This window comes from Klebsiella sp. GG_Kp173, from assembly GCF_040062415.1.
In the GTDB taxonomy this organism is placed as follows: Bacteria; Pseudomonadota; Gammaproteobacteria; order Enterobacterales; family Enterobacteriaceae; genus Klebsiella; species Klebsiella quasipneumoniae.
The window spans coordinates 76,497-90,802 of sequence record NZ_JBEAFZ010000020.1 but is presented as its reverse complement, the minus strand read 5'-3'; the positions used below and the strand labels follow the sequence as shown (position 1 = coordinate 90,802).

At 57.4% G+C, this 14,306-nt stretch carries 12 protein-coding genes; 6 read left to right on the top strand and 6 right to left on the bottom strand.

Annotated elements, in window-relative coordinates; genetic code table 11:
* Positions 1 to 97: 97 nt before the first annotated feature.
* Positions 98 to 1,273 (bottom strand): oligogalacturonate lyase family protein, encoded by a 1,176-nt coding sequence (locus tag ABLU50_RS10595; RefSeq protein ID WP_023319089.1) that lies wholly within the window; start codon positions 1,271 to 1,273, stop codon positions 98 to 100.
* Between the two features lie 484 nt (positions 1,274 to 1,757).
* Between ABLU50_RS10595 and kduD the strand changes: the two genes are divergently transcribed.
* Positions 1,758 to 2,519, top strand: coding sequence for a 2-dehydro-3-deoxy-D-gluconate 5-dehydrogenase KduD (kduD, locus tag ABLU50_RS10590; protein WP_087833212.1), 762 nt, complete (start codon positions 1,758 to 1,760; stop codon positions 2,517 to 2,519).
* Positions 2,520 to 2,815: 296 nt separating this feature from the next.
* Entirely contained in the window at positions 2,816 to 4,237 is a 1,422-nt protein-coding gene (locus ABLU50_RS10585) for a sugar porter family MFS transporter (RefSeq protein WP_087833213.1), read from the top strand.
* Here ABLU50_RS10585 and ABLU50_RS10580 read toward each other — a convergent pair.
* Positions 4,234 to 5,229 (bottom strand): LacI family DNA-binding transcriptional regulator, encoded by a 996-nt coding sequence (locus ABLU50_RS10580; RefSeq protein WP_087833214.1) that lies wholly within the window; start codon positions 5,227 to 5,229, stop codon positions 4,234 to 4,236. The genes ABLU50_RS10585 and ABLU50_RS10580 overlap by 4 nt on opposite strands.
* A 94-nt stretch (positions 5,230 to 5,323) precedes the next feature.
* On the opposite strand from ABLU50_RS10580, the gene ABLU50_RS10575 reads away from it, so the two are divergent.
* The 4 genes from ABLU50_RS10575 (at position 5,324) to ABLU50_RS10560 (ending at position 9,630) form a co-directional block, all read left to right on the top strand.
* Positions 5,324 to 5,458 (top strand): hypothetical protein, encoded by a 135-nt coding sequence (locus ABLU50_RS10575; protein WP_017899252.1) that lies wholly within the window; start codon positions 5,324 to 5,326, stop codon positions 5,456 to 5,458.
* 12 nt (positions 5,459 to 5,470) lie between these two features.
* Entirely contained in the window at positions 5,471 to 6,712 is a 1,242-nt protein-coding gene (locus tag ABLU50_RS10570) for an MFS transporter (RefSeq protein WP_087833215.1), read from the top strand.
* 19 nt (positions 6,713 to 6,731) lie between these two features.
* Positions 6,732 to 8,165, top strand: a complete 1,434-nt coding sequence (locus ABLU50_RS10565; protein ID WP_087833251.1) for a glycoside hydrolase family 32 protein — start codon at positions 6,732 to 6,734, stop codon at positions 8,163 to 8,165.
* A 121-nt stretch (positions 8,166 to 8,286) separates the two neighbouring features.
* Positions 8,287 to 9,630, top strand: a complete 1,344-nt coding sequence (locus tag ABLU50_RS10560; protein ID WP_087833216.1) for a carbohydrate porin — start codon at positions 8,287 to 8,289, stop codon at positions 9,628 to 9,630.
* Positions 9,631 to 9,689: 59 nt separating this feature from the next.
* Here ABLU50_RS10560 and ABLU50_RS10555 read toward each other — a convergent pair whose 3' ends face one another.
* From ABLU50_RS10555 to ABLU50_RS10540, 4 genes are read right to left on the bottom strand one after another with little or no spacing between them, the layout of a single operon-like run.
* Entirely contained in the window at positions 9,690 to 10,976 is a 1,287-nt protein-coding gene (locus ABLU50_RS10555; protein WP_004205415.1) for an ABC transporter substrate-binding protein, read from the bottom strand.
* A 16-nt stretch (positions 10,977 to 10,992) separates the two neighbouring features.
* On the bottom strand, positions 10,993 to 12,120 hold the full coding sequence (locus tag ABLU50_RS10550; RefSeq protein WP_017899248.1) for an ABC transporter ATP-binding protein: 1,128 nt from the start codon (positions 12,118 to 12,120) through the stop codon (positions 10,993 to 10,995).
* Between the two features lie 12 nt (positions 12,121 to 12,132).
* Entirely contained in the window at positions 12,133 to 13,035 is a 903-nt protein-coding gene (locus ABLU50_RS10545; RefSeq protein ID WP_017899247.1) for a carbohydrate ABC transporter permease, read from the bottom strand.
* Positions 13,028 to 13,918 (bottom strand): sugar ABC transporter permease, encoded by an 891-nt coding sequence (locus tag ABLU50_RS10540; RefSeq protein WP_004205419.1) that lies wholly within the window; start codon positions 13,916 to 13,918, stop codon positions 13,028 to 13,030. Before ABLU50_RS10540 ends, ABLU50_RS10545 begins: the two co-directional genes overlap by 8 nt.
* Positions 13,919 to 14,306 lie beyond the last annotated feature (388 nt).

Below are 14,306 nucleotides of genomic sequence, written 5' to 3'. Positions count from 1 at the left end.
CCGTCAGCCGGGGTTTTTTATGGGCCAAAGCGGGGGAACAAAAAAAGCCCTCCGCGAAGGAGGGCAAGGCCAGTTACAGAAAAACGTTCGCCGGGGCTCAGGCGCTCAGCATCGGCGGATGGTCAGGTAATTTCGCGATATAGATGGCCGGCTTGCCGTCTTTATCGGAGCTGAACAGAATGGCGCTGTCGTCCGGCGTAAACGAGGGGTGCGGGTGCGTCACCTGGCGGCTGTTGGCCACCGTCGCCCACGAGGTATCATGACGCGCGACGCGGAAGTAGCGCTTCTCCGCCACGTTAAAGACGTACAGATAAGGATCGTTATCAATGGAGTAACCGCCGGTATCTTTGACATCCACCGGCGTGCCTGATCCATCGCCCACCAGCAGCGTACCGTCGAAATTGCTCATCAGATGCGAGCAGGCGGGCATCGTCATCAGGGCCTCGTTGACGCCGCTCTCCGGATCAAAACGATAGATCGTCCGCCCCTGCTGGCCTTTCAGATAGGAGACGTAGATCAGCGCTGAACCGTCCGGGACCCAGAATTCATGGGTGCAGCTTTCCCCCGGGGCATGTGCTTTGACTTTACGCACGTTGCTGCCATCTTCATTGACCAGCCACATGCGGGCGTCAACCAGATCGTGCGGCCCTTCATGGCAGAAGGCGACGGTATGGTCGTCGAAGGGACGATAGATCGGGTGTCCCAGCCAGATTTTTTCCTCGTGGATCACCTGGCTCTCACCGCTGCGCAGGTCGACGCGCAGCAGGCGGCAATGCGGTCCTTTGTGGAAGAAGTCATGGAAAATCTGCCAGTCGTTGAGCGGCGTCCAGTCGCTTTTCGCAATCTCAATGCCTACCAGTTTGCTGCAATCGCTGTTTGCCACCCAGGTGCCATAGCCTACCCACGCCTCGCTGACGCGGTAAACTTCACGCTCGGCGAGGGTGGTGAGGTTCACCTCCAGCAGGGTACGGTCATTTTTCACGTAATAGAGTGACTTATCGTCCGGGGAGAGGAAGCCGCCGAAAGTGTTATCCCCGGCGCCTTCCGTCAGCTGGACGGCTTCGGCGCTGGCAATATTCAGCAGATAGTAGTTCCAGTGGCCGTCAAACTCGCCGGCGAACAGTAAATGGCTGCCATCGTTAAAAAAGCACTTCTGATAGAAGTAGTTGCGATGACAGGTGACCTCCGGGGGGGTTAAGCGGGTGACTTCCGCCCCGGTATCCGGATCGCGGCTGACGTGGTAATTCAGTTTGACCCGCATGCCTTTAGCCATGTAGTGCTCCTTACTTTCCTGCGATGCCGCTGGACCAGAGGCGTTTCGCTGAGTGATGTGTTTTAAAAGATGGGTGTCAATTTATCAAAACAACGTTTCATTATTTGTGATGTCTCACGCAGTTCAGCGTAATTCCCGCATCTTCTGCGGCCTACTGGCCTCACTTTGGCCGCCTCTCCGGACAACCGGCTGAATCATCATCCTTTTAAAACCGCTTCCTGTCCGGCGTGGGTTACCGGATCCGTTCGCGTTTTCTTTTTTTGTAATCGGCGTCATAAAAAATGAAACAACGTTTTAAATATCATTGAAAATGACAGAGTGCGGGGCTAAGATGGCACCCATCAGTAAAACGGAACTCTGTTTTATTTTTTATGATGGGCTCTGCCCATGAGTTCGCCCCACGCTCAGTCGCGCCGCCGGCGCGAGCCGGGCCGAGAGAACCTTGCCTGCATACTGCAGGCTCTGAACGACTAAGGAACACATTATGATTCTTGATGCATTCTCCCTGCAGGGAAAAGTGGCCGTCGTGAGCGGATGCGATACCGGTTTAGGTCAGGGGATGGCCCTCGGGCTGGCGGAAGCGGGCTGCGATATTGTCGGTATCAATATTGTCGAGCCGGTGGAAACCATCGAGCGGGTGACGGCGCTGGGACGCCGCTTTCTCAGCCTGACCGCCGACCTGCGCCAGATCGACGGTATCCCTCACCTGCTGGAGCGGGCGGTGGCGGAGTTTGGCCATATTGATATTCTGGTCAACAATGCCGGCCTGATCCGCCGCGAGGACGCGCTGTCGTTCAGCGAAAAGGACTGGGACGACGTCATGAACCTCAACATCAAGAGCGTATTTTTCATGTCCCAGGCGGCGGCGAAGCACTTTATCGCCCAGGGCAGCGGCGGGAAAATCATTAACATCGCCTCGATGCTGTCGTTCCAGGGCGGGATCCGTGTGCCGTCGTATACCGCGTCCAAAAGCGCGGTGATGGGCGTTACCCGCCTGCTGGCCAACGAGTGGGCTAAACACAATATCAATGTCAACGCCATCGCCCCGGGGTATATGGCGACCAATAACACCCAGCAGCTGCGCGCTGACGAGCAGCGCAGTAGCGAAATCCTCGACCGCATTCCCGCCGGGCGCTGGGGCCTGCCGGCCGACCTGATGGGGCCGGTGGTCTTCCTCGCTTCCCCAGCCTCCAATTATATCAATGGCTACACGGTGGCGGTGGACGGCGGCTGGCTGGCGCGCTAACCGACGGCGACGGCCGGCGCGGCACTCACCGCCCCGGCCGTCTGAGCAATTATTGTCCATACCGTAAAATGAGGATCGTCCATATTCCATAATGCAGAATTAATGTTACCGCCCTGTATGAACAGGGTTATTAACGATGCGAAACGAATTTTTCGTTACTTTGAAAGTTTAATGTCCATCACAAAACCCATCTTGCCAGCAAAATAGTCCATATCTTTGGCGTATCCAGCCTGACAAACTCCTCCGCCAGTCACGTACTTTCGTCTTATGTCTTTCTCTGTGTGGCAGGAATAAAAATGACTTCAATCAGTAACGACTCTGCATTAACGCCGCGGGCGCAACGTGACACCCGGCGGATGAACTGGTTTGTTTCTATCGCCGCGGCGGTGGCGGGGTTGCTCTTTGGCCTGGATATCGGCGTGATATCCGGGGCGCTGCCCTTTATTACCGACCACTTCACCTTATCCAGCCAGCTTCAGGAGTGGGTGGTCAGCAGCATGATGCTGGGGGCGGCGATAGGCGCGCTGTTTAACGGCTGGCTGTCGTTCCGCCTTGGCCGCAAATACAGCCTGATGGCGGGGGCTGTGCTCTTTGTCGCCGGCTCTATCGGCTCCGCTTTTGCCGCCAGCGTCGAAGTGTTGCTGGTGGCCCGCGTGGTGTTGGGGGTGGCCGTTGGGATCGCCTCTTACACCGCGCCGCTGTACCTCTCCGAAATGGCCAGCGAGAACGTGCGCGGCAAAATGATCAGTATGTATCAGCTGATGGTGACCCTCGGCATTGTGCTGGCGTTTCTTTCCGATACCGCCTTTAGCTACAGCGGTAACTGGCGCGCCATGCTGGGCGTGCTGGCGCTGCCGGCGGTGATCCTGATCGTTCTGGTCGTCTTTCTGCCGAACAGCCCGCGCTGGCTGGCGGAGAAAGGGCGCCATATCGAAGCGGAAGAGGTGCTGCGGATGTTGCGCGATACCTCGGAGAAGGCGCGCGATGAGCTTAACGAGATCCGCGAAAGCCTGAAGCTGAAGCAGGGCGGCTGGGCGTTGTTCAAGGTCAATCGTAACGTACGCCGGGCGGTGTTCCTTGGCATGTTGCTGCAGGCGATGCAGCAGTTCACCGGCATGAACATCATCATGTACTACGCCCCGCGTATTTTCAAAATGGCGGGCTTTACCACTACCGAACAGCAGATGATCGCCACCCTGGTGGTGGGCCTGACCTTTATGTTTGCCACCTTTATCGCAGTGTTCACGGTGGATAAAGCAGGCCGCAAGCCGGCGCTGAAAATCGGCTTCAGCGTGATGGCGCTGGGCACCCTGGTGCTCGGCTACTGCCTGATGCAGTTCGACAATGGCACCGCCTCCAGCGGCCTCTCCTGGCTTTCCGTCGGCATGACCATGATGTGTATTGCCGGGTATGCGATGAGCGCGGCGCCGGTGGTGTGGATCCTCTGCTCTGAGATCCAGCCGCTGAAATGCCGCGACTTCGGCATCACCTGCTCCACCACCACCAACTGGGTGTCGAACATGATCATCGGCGCCACCTTCCTGACGCTGCTTGACGCGATCGGCGCCGCCGGGACCTTCTGGCTCTACACGGTGCTCAACGTAGCCTTTATCGGCGTCACCTTCTGGCTGATCCCGGAGACCAAAAATGTCACCCTCGAACACATTGAGCGCAACCTGATGGCGGGCGACAAGCTGCGCAATATCGGTAACCGTTAATGCGAGGCGCGCGGCAACCACGGGCTGGCGACCTTGCGCGTCTCCCGATGGTTGTCGCCGTGAATGATATGCAGGGCGCTCAGACGCCCGATGTCGTAGTGCGGCAGCTGCACCGTGGAGAGCGGCGGCAGAAACAGATCGCCAATGCCCACCATATTGTCGTATCCCACCACCGCCACGTCCTGTGGAATGCGTAACCCCTGGCCCAGCAGCGTCTGATAGACCATAAAGGCGATGCGATCGTTGCCGCAGATCACCGAGTCGAATCCGGGTTTACCCTCGCGGATATGCGCCAGCACCACCGCGGGAATATCGTGGTAATGCTCATCGCCCTGGGCCATATACGAGTGGGTCAGGCTCTCCGGTTCGATGCCCGCCTCCCGGCAGGCGCGCTCCAGCCCCTGGCGGCGGCGGATTGTCGCCAGCTGGCTGGCGGGTAAGTGCAGGCACAGCGGACGATGATAGCCCGCGGCAAGCAGGGCTTTTACCGCGTCGTACTGGCCCTGTTCATCGTCCGGGATATAGCTGGCCACCGGTTGGCTGAGGCTTTCGCAGTTAGCCAGCACGCAGGGCAGGGTCAGCAGTTTGTCCGGCAGCGGCACCTGGCGCAGGCCCATGGTGGTAAAGATGATGCCGTCCGGACGGTGGGAGAGGAGCAGGTCGACCACTGCTTCCGGCCGATCGTCAGAAAACATATTGACCACAAAGCTGTTCCAGCCGTGGGCGCGGGCCGTTTCTTCGATCGACAGGGTGATTTCCACCGAAAAGGGCGTGGTGACGGTATCCAGCGCCAGCACGCCGATGGTGCTGGGGGTGGCCCGCGCCCCGCGGATCTTTTTCGCCGACAGGTCGGGGACGTAGTTGGTTTCGGCGATGGCGGCCTGTACGCGGGCCAGCGTCTCCGGCTTCAGCCGCTCCGGGGTGTTCAGCGCCCGTGAGACGGTCATCAGAGATACATTCGCCAGTTTTGCTACATCTTTCAGGGACGCCATTTTTTCCTCCGCCATTGCTGCAGAGTACAGGCTATACAACTAAGTCGCTGATGTAAAAGCGTGAAACGATTTTCTGCTAACGCCGTCGTGAGCGATGTTGCGGTTGATTTTTGATCGCGATCGCATCTTCATTATGTTAACGTTAACTTTTGTGATTAACATCATATATCGCAGCGAATCCCTCTGCGCTTTGTTTTTTGTTAACGTTACCATAATTGCATTCCTCTAACACGAGAATGTCATGATGAAAGCGCATCACTCACACAGCTACCCGTTGCTCAGTGCCTTACTGTTTTTCTTTTTCGTGACCTGGTCGTCATCCGGCTCCTTGCTCTCCATCTGGCTGCACCAGGAGGTGGGGCTGAAGGCCGGCGATACCGGTATCATCTACGCCGTTCTGTCGGTTTCCGCGCTGTTTGCGCAAGTTTGCTATGGCTTTATCCAGGATAAGCTGGGGCTGCGCAAACATCTGCTCTGGTATATCACCGCGCTGCTGATCCTCTCCGGTCCGGCGTATCTGCTGTTCGGCCATCTGCTGAAAATTAACGTCCTGCTGGGCAGCATCTTCGGCGGGATCTACATCGGCTTGACCTTTAACGGCGGCATTGGCGTGCTGGAATCCTATACCGAGCGCGTGGCGCGCCAGAGCCAGTTTGAATTCGGCAGGGCGCGGATGTGGGGCTCGCTGGGCTGGGCGGTGGCCACCTTCTTCGCCGGTCTGCTGTTTAACATCAACCCGCAGCTTAACTTCCTCGTCGCCAGCTGCTCCGGACTGGTGTTTTTTATTCTGCTGGCCCGGCTGCGCGTCTCCTCGGCACCGCATGCGATGCAGGAGGCGGTTTCGGGCGGCAAGGTGACCCTGGAAGATGCGCTGCGCCTGCTGACGCTGCCGCGCTTCTGGGCGCTGGTCTTCTTCGTCATCGGCACCTGCATCTACGGCGTCTATGACCAGCAGTTCCCGGTCTATTTCTCATCGCAGTTCGCGACCCTGCAGGAAGGCAATGAGATGTATGGCTACCTTAACTCCTTCCAGGTGTTCCTCGAGGCGGCCGGCATGTTCTGCGCGCCGTGGCTGGTGAACCGCATCGGCGCCAAAAACGGTCTGATTTTCGCCGGCATGGTGATGGCGATGCGCATGGTGGCCTCCGGCCTGGTGGAGGGGCCGCTGCTGATCTCCATCACCAAACTGCTGCACGCGGTGGAGCTGCCGATACTGCTGGTGGCTATCTTTAAGTACAACAGCATCAACTTCGATAAACGCCTCTCCGCCACCCTCTATCTGGTGGGCTTCGCCTGCACCAGCTCGATTATCGCCAGCGTATTGTCGCCGCTGGCGGGCTACAGCTATGAAAAATATGGCTTCGCTCAGTCCTATCTGATCATGGGCCTGCTGGTGTTCTGCACCACCTTTATTTCCATCTTCTTGTTGCGCTCCGGCAAATCCTCCGCCGATCCGCTGGTGTCGCAACCTACCGCTATCTGAATCAAAAAGAGTGAAAATGATGACTTACACAATCTCCAGGGCTGAACAGGTACTCCAGACACAACGCCAGGCGCTCAATCTGCGCTGGTATCCGCACTATCACCTGGCGGCCCGCGCCGGGTGGATCAACGACCCAAACGGTCTGGTGTGGTTCGACGGCTGGTACCATGCTTTTTATCAACATCACCCGTACTCCACCCAGTGGGGGCCGATGCACTGGGGGCATGCGCGGAGCAAGGATCTGGTGCACTGGGAGCATCTGCCGGTGGCCCTGGCGCCGGAGGGGCCGGAGGATAAAGACGGCTGCTTCTCCGGCTCGGCGGTGGTCGATGGCGATACCCTGGCGCTGATTTACACCGGGCATAAATTCCACGGCGACCCTGGCGACGAAGCCAATCTGTATCAGGTACAGTGCCTGGCCACCAGCCGGGACGGGATCCACTTCGAGCGCCAGGGGATGGTGGTCGACACTCCGCCGGGCATGCACCATTTCCGCGACCCGAAGGTCTGGCGGGAGGGAGACAGCTGGTACATGATCGTCGGCGCGCGCGAAGGCGACACCGGTCAGGTACGGCTGTACCGTTCAGCCGATCTGCGCCAGTGGCAGGACGCGGGAGTGCTGGATGAAGCGGAAAGCACCATGGGCTATATGTGGGAGTGCCCGGACTTCTTCACCCTCAACGGCAAACGCGTCCTGATGTTTTCCCCGCAGGGGATGCAGGCCGAGGGGTTCCGCAACCGCAACCTGTTCCAGAGCGGCTATCTGATCGGCGAGTGGCAGCCGGGGCAGCGATTCGTCCGCCACGGCGAGTTCACGGAGATGGATCACGGCCACGATTTCTATGCGCCGCAAAGCTTCGCCACCCCCGATGGCCGGCGGATCGTGATTGGCTGGCTGGATATGTGGGAATCGCCGCTGCCGGAGCAGCAGGACGGCTGGGCGGGCATGCTCTCCCTGGCGCGCGAGCTGAGCCTGAGCGCGGATAACCGCCTGCAGATGCGCCCGGCGAAAGAAGTGGAGAGCCTGCGCGGCGTCTGGTTCCCGTGGCCGGTAAGCACCCTGAACAATCAGCAGACCACGATGGTCGACAACTGCGAGGCGATGGAGGTCAACCTGCGCTGGAACTGCGCCAGCAGCAGCGCCGAGCAGTATGGTCTGCGCTTTGGCGATGGCCTGCGCCTCTACGTGGATGCCCAACAGCAGCGTCTGGTGCTGGAGCGGCATTATCCGCAGTATGGCCTGTGCGGGACGCGCAGCGTACCGTTGACCGCCGGGGCGGATCTCAATCTGCGGATATTTTTCGATAGCTCTTCGGTGGAGGTTTTTGTCAATGACGGCGAGGCCTGCCTGAGCAGCCGTATCTATCCGCAGGCTCCCCGCCGTGAATTAGCGTTATTTGCCTGGAGCGGTTCGGCGGCATTAACCGAAGCCGGAGCCTGGCAGCTCGAATAATAAAAAGGCTGTTGTCGTTAATAACCCGTCTTTGACGATGGGCGGGTTATTATTGCCTGTATCGTCGTGCATTACCAATTAATAAAAAATTCAGTTCATTCCATAATAAAAGGGTTTACCGATGAATAAAATCTGGGTCGGGTGTTTTCTCACGTCTCTGTATCTGCCACAGGCGATGGCGCAGGCGCCGTTATCGCTGGAAGAGCGGCTGGCGCAAATGGAGCAGCGGCTGAAGGCGACGGAGGCGCGCGCCGCCAGCGCAGAGGCGGAGATTAAGACGCTGAAAGGCCAGCAGCAGGCCACGACCGTCGCCCGCGCGGCGCCGGCTACGCCGCGCCTGCAGCTGAACGACAATGGCGAATTAAAATTTTATGGCGACGTCGAATTTAATCTTGATGGCGCCAGCCGCACCGGTAGCCTGACGTCGGTCAAAACCAGCGCGAATAAAAGTTGGGCGCCCGGCGAGAAAGAACGCTGGGATATTAATGGCCGTATTCTGCTGGGTTTTGATGGCAGACGTAATGGCGAGGACGGGAAATATGCCGGATTCAGCGTGCAGCCGCTGGCGGATATGGATGGCAAAATGAATCTCGACGATGCGGTATTTTTCTTTGGTCAGCAGGATGACTGGAAAATAAAAATAGGCCGCTTTGAAGCCTGGGATATGTTCCCCCTGAATCAGGATACCTTTATTGAATATTCAGGAAATACCGCCAACGACCTTTATTCCGACGGCTATGGCTATATTTACATGATGAAAGAGGGGCGCGGCCGCAGCAGTAGCGGCGGCAACCTCCTGTTCAGCAAAACCGTAGATAACTGGTATTTCGAGGTCAATACCCTGGTGGAGGACGGCAGTTCGCTGTTTGTCGATCAGAGCTATCACGGTAATGCGCTGGAAAACCGCAAAAACGTAGTGTACGTGCGGCCGGTGGCGGTGTGGCAGTCCGGCGCCTGGTCGGCGGCGGCAGCGATAGAGAGCAACCTCGTCAACAACGCCTACGGCTATCAGAATCAGAGCGGGCGCTGGGTCGACCAGTCAAACCGCACCGGCTACGGGATGACCATGAGCTGGAACACCCTGAAAAGCGATCCGCACGATGGGGCGGTGGTCAATCTGAGTACTGCCCTGCTGGACGCGGCGGATGAAACCGACTTCAGCGCCGGAATCAATGCCCTGTGGCATCGCGTGGAGCTGGGCTATATCTACGCGCATAACAAAATCGATCAGTTCAACATGGCCGGCGTGAATGGCGAGTGCGATGGCGACTGCGCAATCCTCGCGCCGGGGCGCTATGACATCCATACCGTGCATACATCCTGGCAGTTGCCGAATATTATGGCGATGCCGAACTTCAATATTTACCTTGGCGCCTACGCCTCGTGGCTCGATTCCACGGCGGCGAAGAGCGGGAATCCCGACGAACGCTATGGTGCCCGGGTGCGCTTTAAATATTTCTTCTGACAGGATGCTCAGGCAGGCTCTCCCGCGGCGGACGCCGCGGGAGAGTTCAGGCAGGCAGGTTAACGCATCGCGCGGCGCAGAATGCGGTCGGTCTGGCGCTGGAAGTCCTCGGCCGCTTCTTCCACCGACTTTTTACCGTAGTCGATGTACTGCAGGGTGGTGCCGAACTGGGCGACGATCTGTGGGTCGTCGAAGTACGGCGAGACCGGCAGGGTGGTGGGCAGGGATTGCGCCAGCTTCAGGCCGGACACCGCCGGATCGTCGGCTTTGATGATCCCGTCCTCGGTCAGGTAGGTGACCGCCGCTTTGCTCAGCGGCACGCCACGCTCCAGACCCAGAATATCCACCCCTTCTTTACTGTTCAGCAGGAAGTTAATCAATTTCGCCGCTGCCTGCGGGTTTTTCGTCGATTTGCCAATGGACAGCATCTGCGCAGGCTTGAAGAACAGTCCGGCATCGGTGGCGCCGGGGAGCATCGGGTATTCCCCCAGCACCAGCTTCGCCGGCGGCTTCAGATTGTCGGAATATTTATTGATGGTGGAGTTCCACATGTAGGTCCCGCCCCATTCACCCTGGATCCACGGCTTCATCTCGTACATGTTGCTCTTGCCGAACGAGGCATAGTAGCGGGTGTCCGGCATCACATGGCTGTCGATAAGCTTCTTATACATGCCGAAGAAGTCCGCCCACTGCGCTTTGCTGTAGGAGAATTTGCGGCCCTTCTCATCGATGGCCGGCTGGTTGTATTTTTGCACCATGTAAGAGTTGAGCAGGGCCAGCACGTCCTGGTGCTCAAGCACCACCGGGTAGTACTGTTTCCCGAGTTTGCTTTCGAAAGTTTTCCCCGCCGCCAGCAGTTCATCCCAGGTTTTCGGGAAGGGGATGCCCGCCTTTTTCCACGCTTCGTCGTTAAAGTAGAAAACGCGGGCGGTGACCGACACCGGGATGCCGTTGAGCTTGCCGTTGACCGTGGTGGACTGCAGCTCTTTGGCGTCAAACTGGCTGAGATCGATCTCGTCTTTCAGGGTATTGAGATCGTAAAAGCCATCGCCATTTTTCGAAAAGATCGGCAGCCAGTTCCAGTTGGTCTGCATCACGTCAGGCTCGGTGCCGCCGGCTATCTGGGTGGTCAGGCGCGAAAGATGGCCGTCCCAACCGGTATATTCCGCTTTGACATTGATATCAGGATATTGCTGGTGAAAAGCCTCCAGCGCCTTGAGGGTCACCTGATGGCGGCCATTGCCCCCCCACCAGGACATGCGCAGGTCGACATCCTGCGCCAGCGAGGAGAAGGCGCTAAGGCCCAGGGTGGCGGAGAGGGTGGCGCTTATCAGCACGTTTTTCATTGTTATGCTCCAGGGTTCACAGAGAGAGGTTCTGTTCTGTTTTGGCGTCAAAGATGTGACACTTGTTAAGATCAAAGGTGAAATAGACTTTTCGATTCAGTCCTTTAGCAATCATTGGCTTCGCATCGTCCGACGGCACGCGAGCGGTCAGCTCGTAGCCCGCGACCTGCAGATAGACAAAGAACTCATGCCCCATGTTTTCCACCCGCACCATCTCGCCCATGCAGCCGCCTTCGGCGAACGGTGCGTCGGAGAGCGACACGAATTCCGGGCGGACCCCGTAGAACACCTCCTGATGCTGATAGGCGCCTACTTTCTCCGCCAGACGGTCGTTCAACGGCAGGCGCTGGTCGCCAAGGGTCAGGCACAGGCGGCCGTCGTGCTCAACCAGCTGGCTGGGGCGAATATTCATCTCCGGCGCGCCGATAAAGCCGGCGACAAACATATTTTTCGGCTGGTGGTAAAGGTTGTCCGGGGTATCGACCTGCATAATGTGGCCGAGCTTCATCACGCAGATGCGGTCGCCCATGGTCATCGCTTCCGTCTGATCGTGGGTAACGTAGACGGTGGTCGCCGGTTTACCGGATTTTTTCAACTGCTTATGCAGATCGGAAATGCGAATGCGCATCGAGGCGCGCAGCTTGGCGTCCAGGTTGGAGAGCGGCTCGTCGAACAAGAAGACGTCCGGTTTTTTGACGATCGCCCGGCCCACCGCCACGCGCTGCGCCTGGCCGCCGGAGAGCTGGCGCGGCAGACGTTCCAGCAGCTCCTCCAGTTCGAGGATTTTCGCCGCTTCCTCCACCTGCCGATCAATCTGTGCCTTGGGCAGCTTGCTCAGCTTCAGGCCGAAGGCGAGGTTTTCCCGCACCGTCATATGCGGATAGAGGGCGTAGTTTTGGAACACCATCGCAATACCACGGGATTTAGGCGCCAGGTTGTTGACGATCTTGTCGCCGATCCGCACCTCGCCGCCGCTGATGGTCTCCAGACCCGCCAGCATGCGCAGGGTGGTCGATTTGGCGCAGCCGGAAGGGCCGACGATCACCATAAATTCGCCATCGGCAATCTTCAGGTCGATACCATGCACCGCTTTAAACCCGTTGGAGTAAACTTTTTCCAGTTTGTTGAAAATCACTTCAGCCATGATATTTCCCTCTTAACCTTTGATTCCGCTGCTGGTCACGCCCTGCACGAAGTAGCGTTGAGCCAGGAAGAAGACGATGATGGACGGCAGAATGGAGATGCTCGCCATTGCCAGAATTTCGTTCCACGGCGCGCCTTCCGTGACGTCGATAGACATTTTTAGCGCCAGCGCGATGGGATACTTATCGACGCTGTAGACGTAGATCAGCGGACCGATAAAGTCATTCATCGACCACATGAACTGGAACAGCGCCACCGAGATAATGGCCGGCTTGAGGATCGGCACCACCACATACCACAGCACCTGGATGGAGTTGCAGCCGTCGATCTGCGCCGCCTCTTCCATATCCCGCGGGACGCCGCGCAGAAACTGGATCAGCATAAAGACAAAGAATCCCTGGGTGGCGAAAGCCAGCGGCAGATACAGCGGCAGATAGCTGTTCAGCATTCCCATTTCACGGAACATCAGGTACTGCGGGATAAGCAGGACGGTGCTCGGCAGCAGCATGGTGGTGATGAGCGTCGCGAACCAGAACTTCTTCCACGGGATCTCAAAGCGCGCAAAGCCGTACGCCACGATAGTGGAGGAGATGATGGTTAACACCACCTTCGGGATCACATACTTAAAGGTGTTCAGCATATAGTGGCCGAAATGGTATTCGGTGCCGGTCTTCCAGCCGTTGATAAACCCGTCCCAGGTGGCGTGGGTCGGCCACAGCCCGAGGGTGGTGAAGATCTCATGGTTCGGCTTGAACGAGGCGGAGAACATCCACGCCAGCGGGTAGAGCATCAGCAGGCCGACGAATATCAGCACGACGTAGCGCACCACCCGGCTCACTTTTTCCCGGCGCAGCGTACGTGCGACCTCACGATCGGCGTCGCTTATCACCGGCGCCATCTGTTGAATATCAGCCATTTTTGCCTCCCTTATCGGCGGAGTAGAAGACCCAGTATTTCGATGACTTAAAGGCGATCGACGCAAAAACCGCCACGACGAGGAACAGCACCCACGCCAGCGCGGCGCCATAGCCCATGTCGAAGTACTTAAAGGCGGTATCGTAGATGTAGAGCGAGAACAGGTAGGTGTAATAGGTCGGGCCGCCGCCGGTTATCACGTACGGGCCGGTAAACTCCTGGAACGCCTGGGTAGTCTGCATAATAAAGTTGAAGAAAATCACCGGGGTGATCAGCGGCACGGTGACCTTCATAAACATCTGCCACTTCGAGGCGCCGTCGATCATTGCCGCCTCATACTGCGACTGCGGGACGTTCTGCAGGGCGGCGAGGAAGATGACCATCGCGGAGCCAAACTGCCAGACGCGCAGCAGGGTGACCGACATTAAAGCCAGCGAGGGTTCCCCCAGCCAGTTGACGGCATCGATGCCAAAGACGGCGAGAAAGCTGTTCAGCAGGCCGTCAATGGCGAACAGGGCGCGCCACAGCACGGCAATCGCCACCGAGCTGCCGAGGATCGACGGGATGTAGTAGGCGGTGCGGAAAAAGCCGATGCCGCGCAGTTTGAAATTGAGCACAAAGGCAATGCCGAGGGCGAAAGCCAGTTTTAAGGGGATGGTTAAAAAGACGTAGGCAAAGGTCACCCCCATCGATTTCCAGAACAGGCTATCCTCGGTCAACATATAGCGATAGTTTTCAATGCCGTTAAATACCGGCGGACTCATCAAGTCGTACTCAGTAAAACTGAGAAAGAAAGATGAAACAAAAGGAAAAGCAGTAAAGACAATCAGCCCGATGATATAGGGCGATATCCATGCCAATCCCAGCAGCTTGTTTTCATTCATACATACCTACCTGGCTTACGAGTTGTAATACGGATCGGGTGACGCCGCGCTGTCGGCCTTTTGCCGCGAACAACGCAAAAAAGTCTGAACGTTTCCTCTGGTTAACATATCCTTGTTAATGAATGGCTTAAGTTTTATCTGGCCCAACATGGAGGGGCCGTCAGGCTCTTTTTTATGCTGATCTGTTTTTTATAAAACACCGTTTTAATTTCATTTTATTGCGATTTATTTCCGCGTCATGCAGATCTGGATGGAAATGTGATCAAAGTCGAAACGATGTTTCAAAAAGGTGAGGTGGTAAGCACTTTAAGGATCTGAGGGAGCTTGAAAACAAGGAACAATCAGTCTGAACTGAGCGGGAAATATTATTACCAGGATAATGATTGGG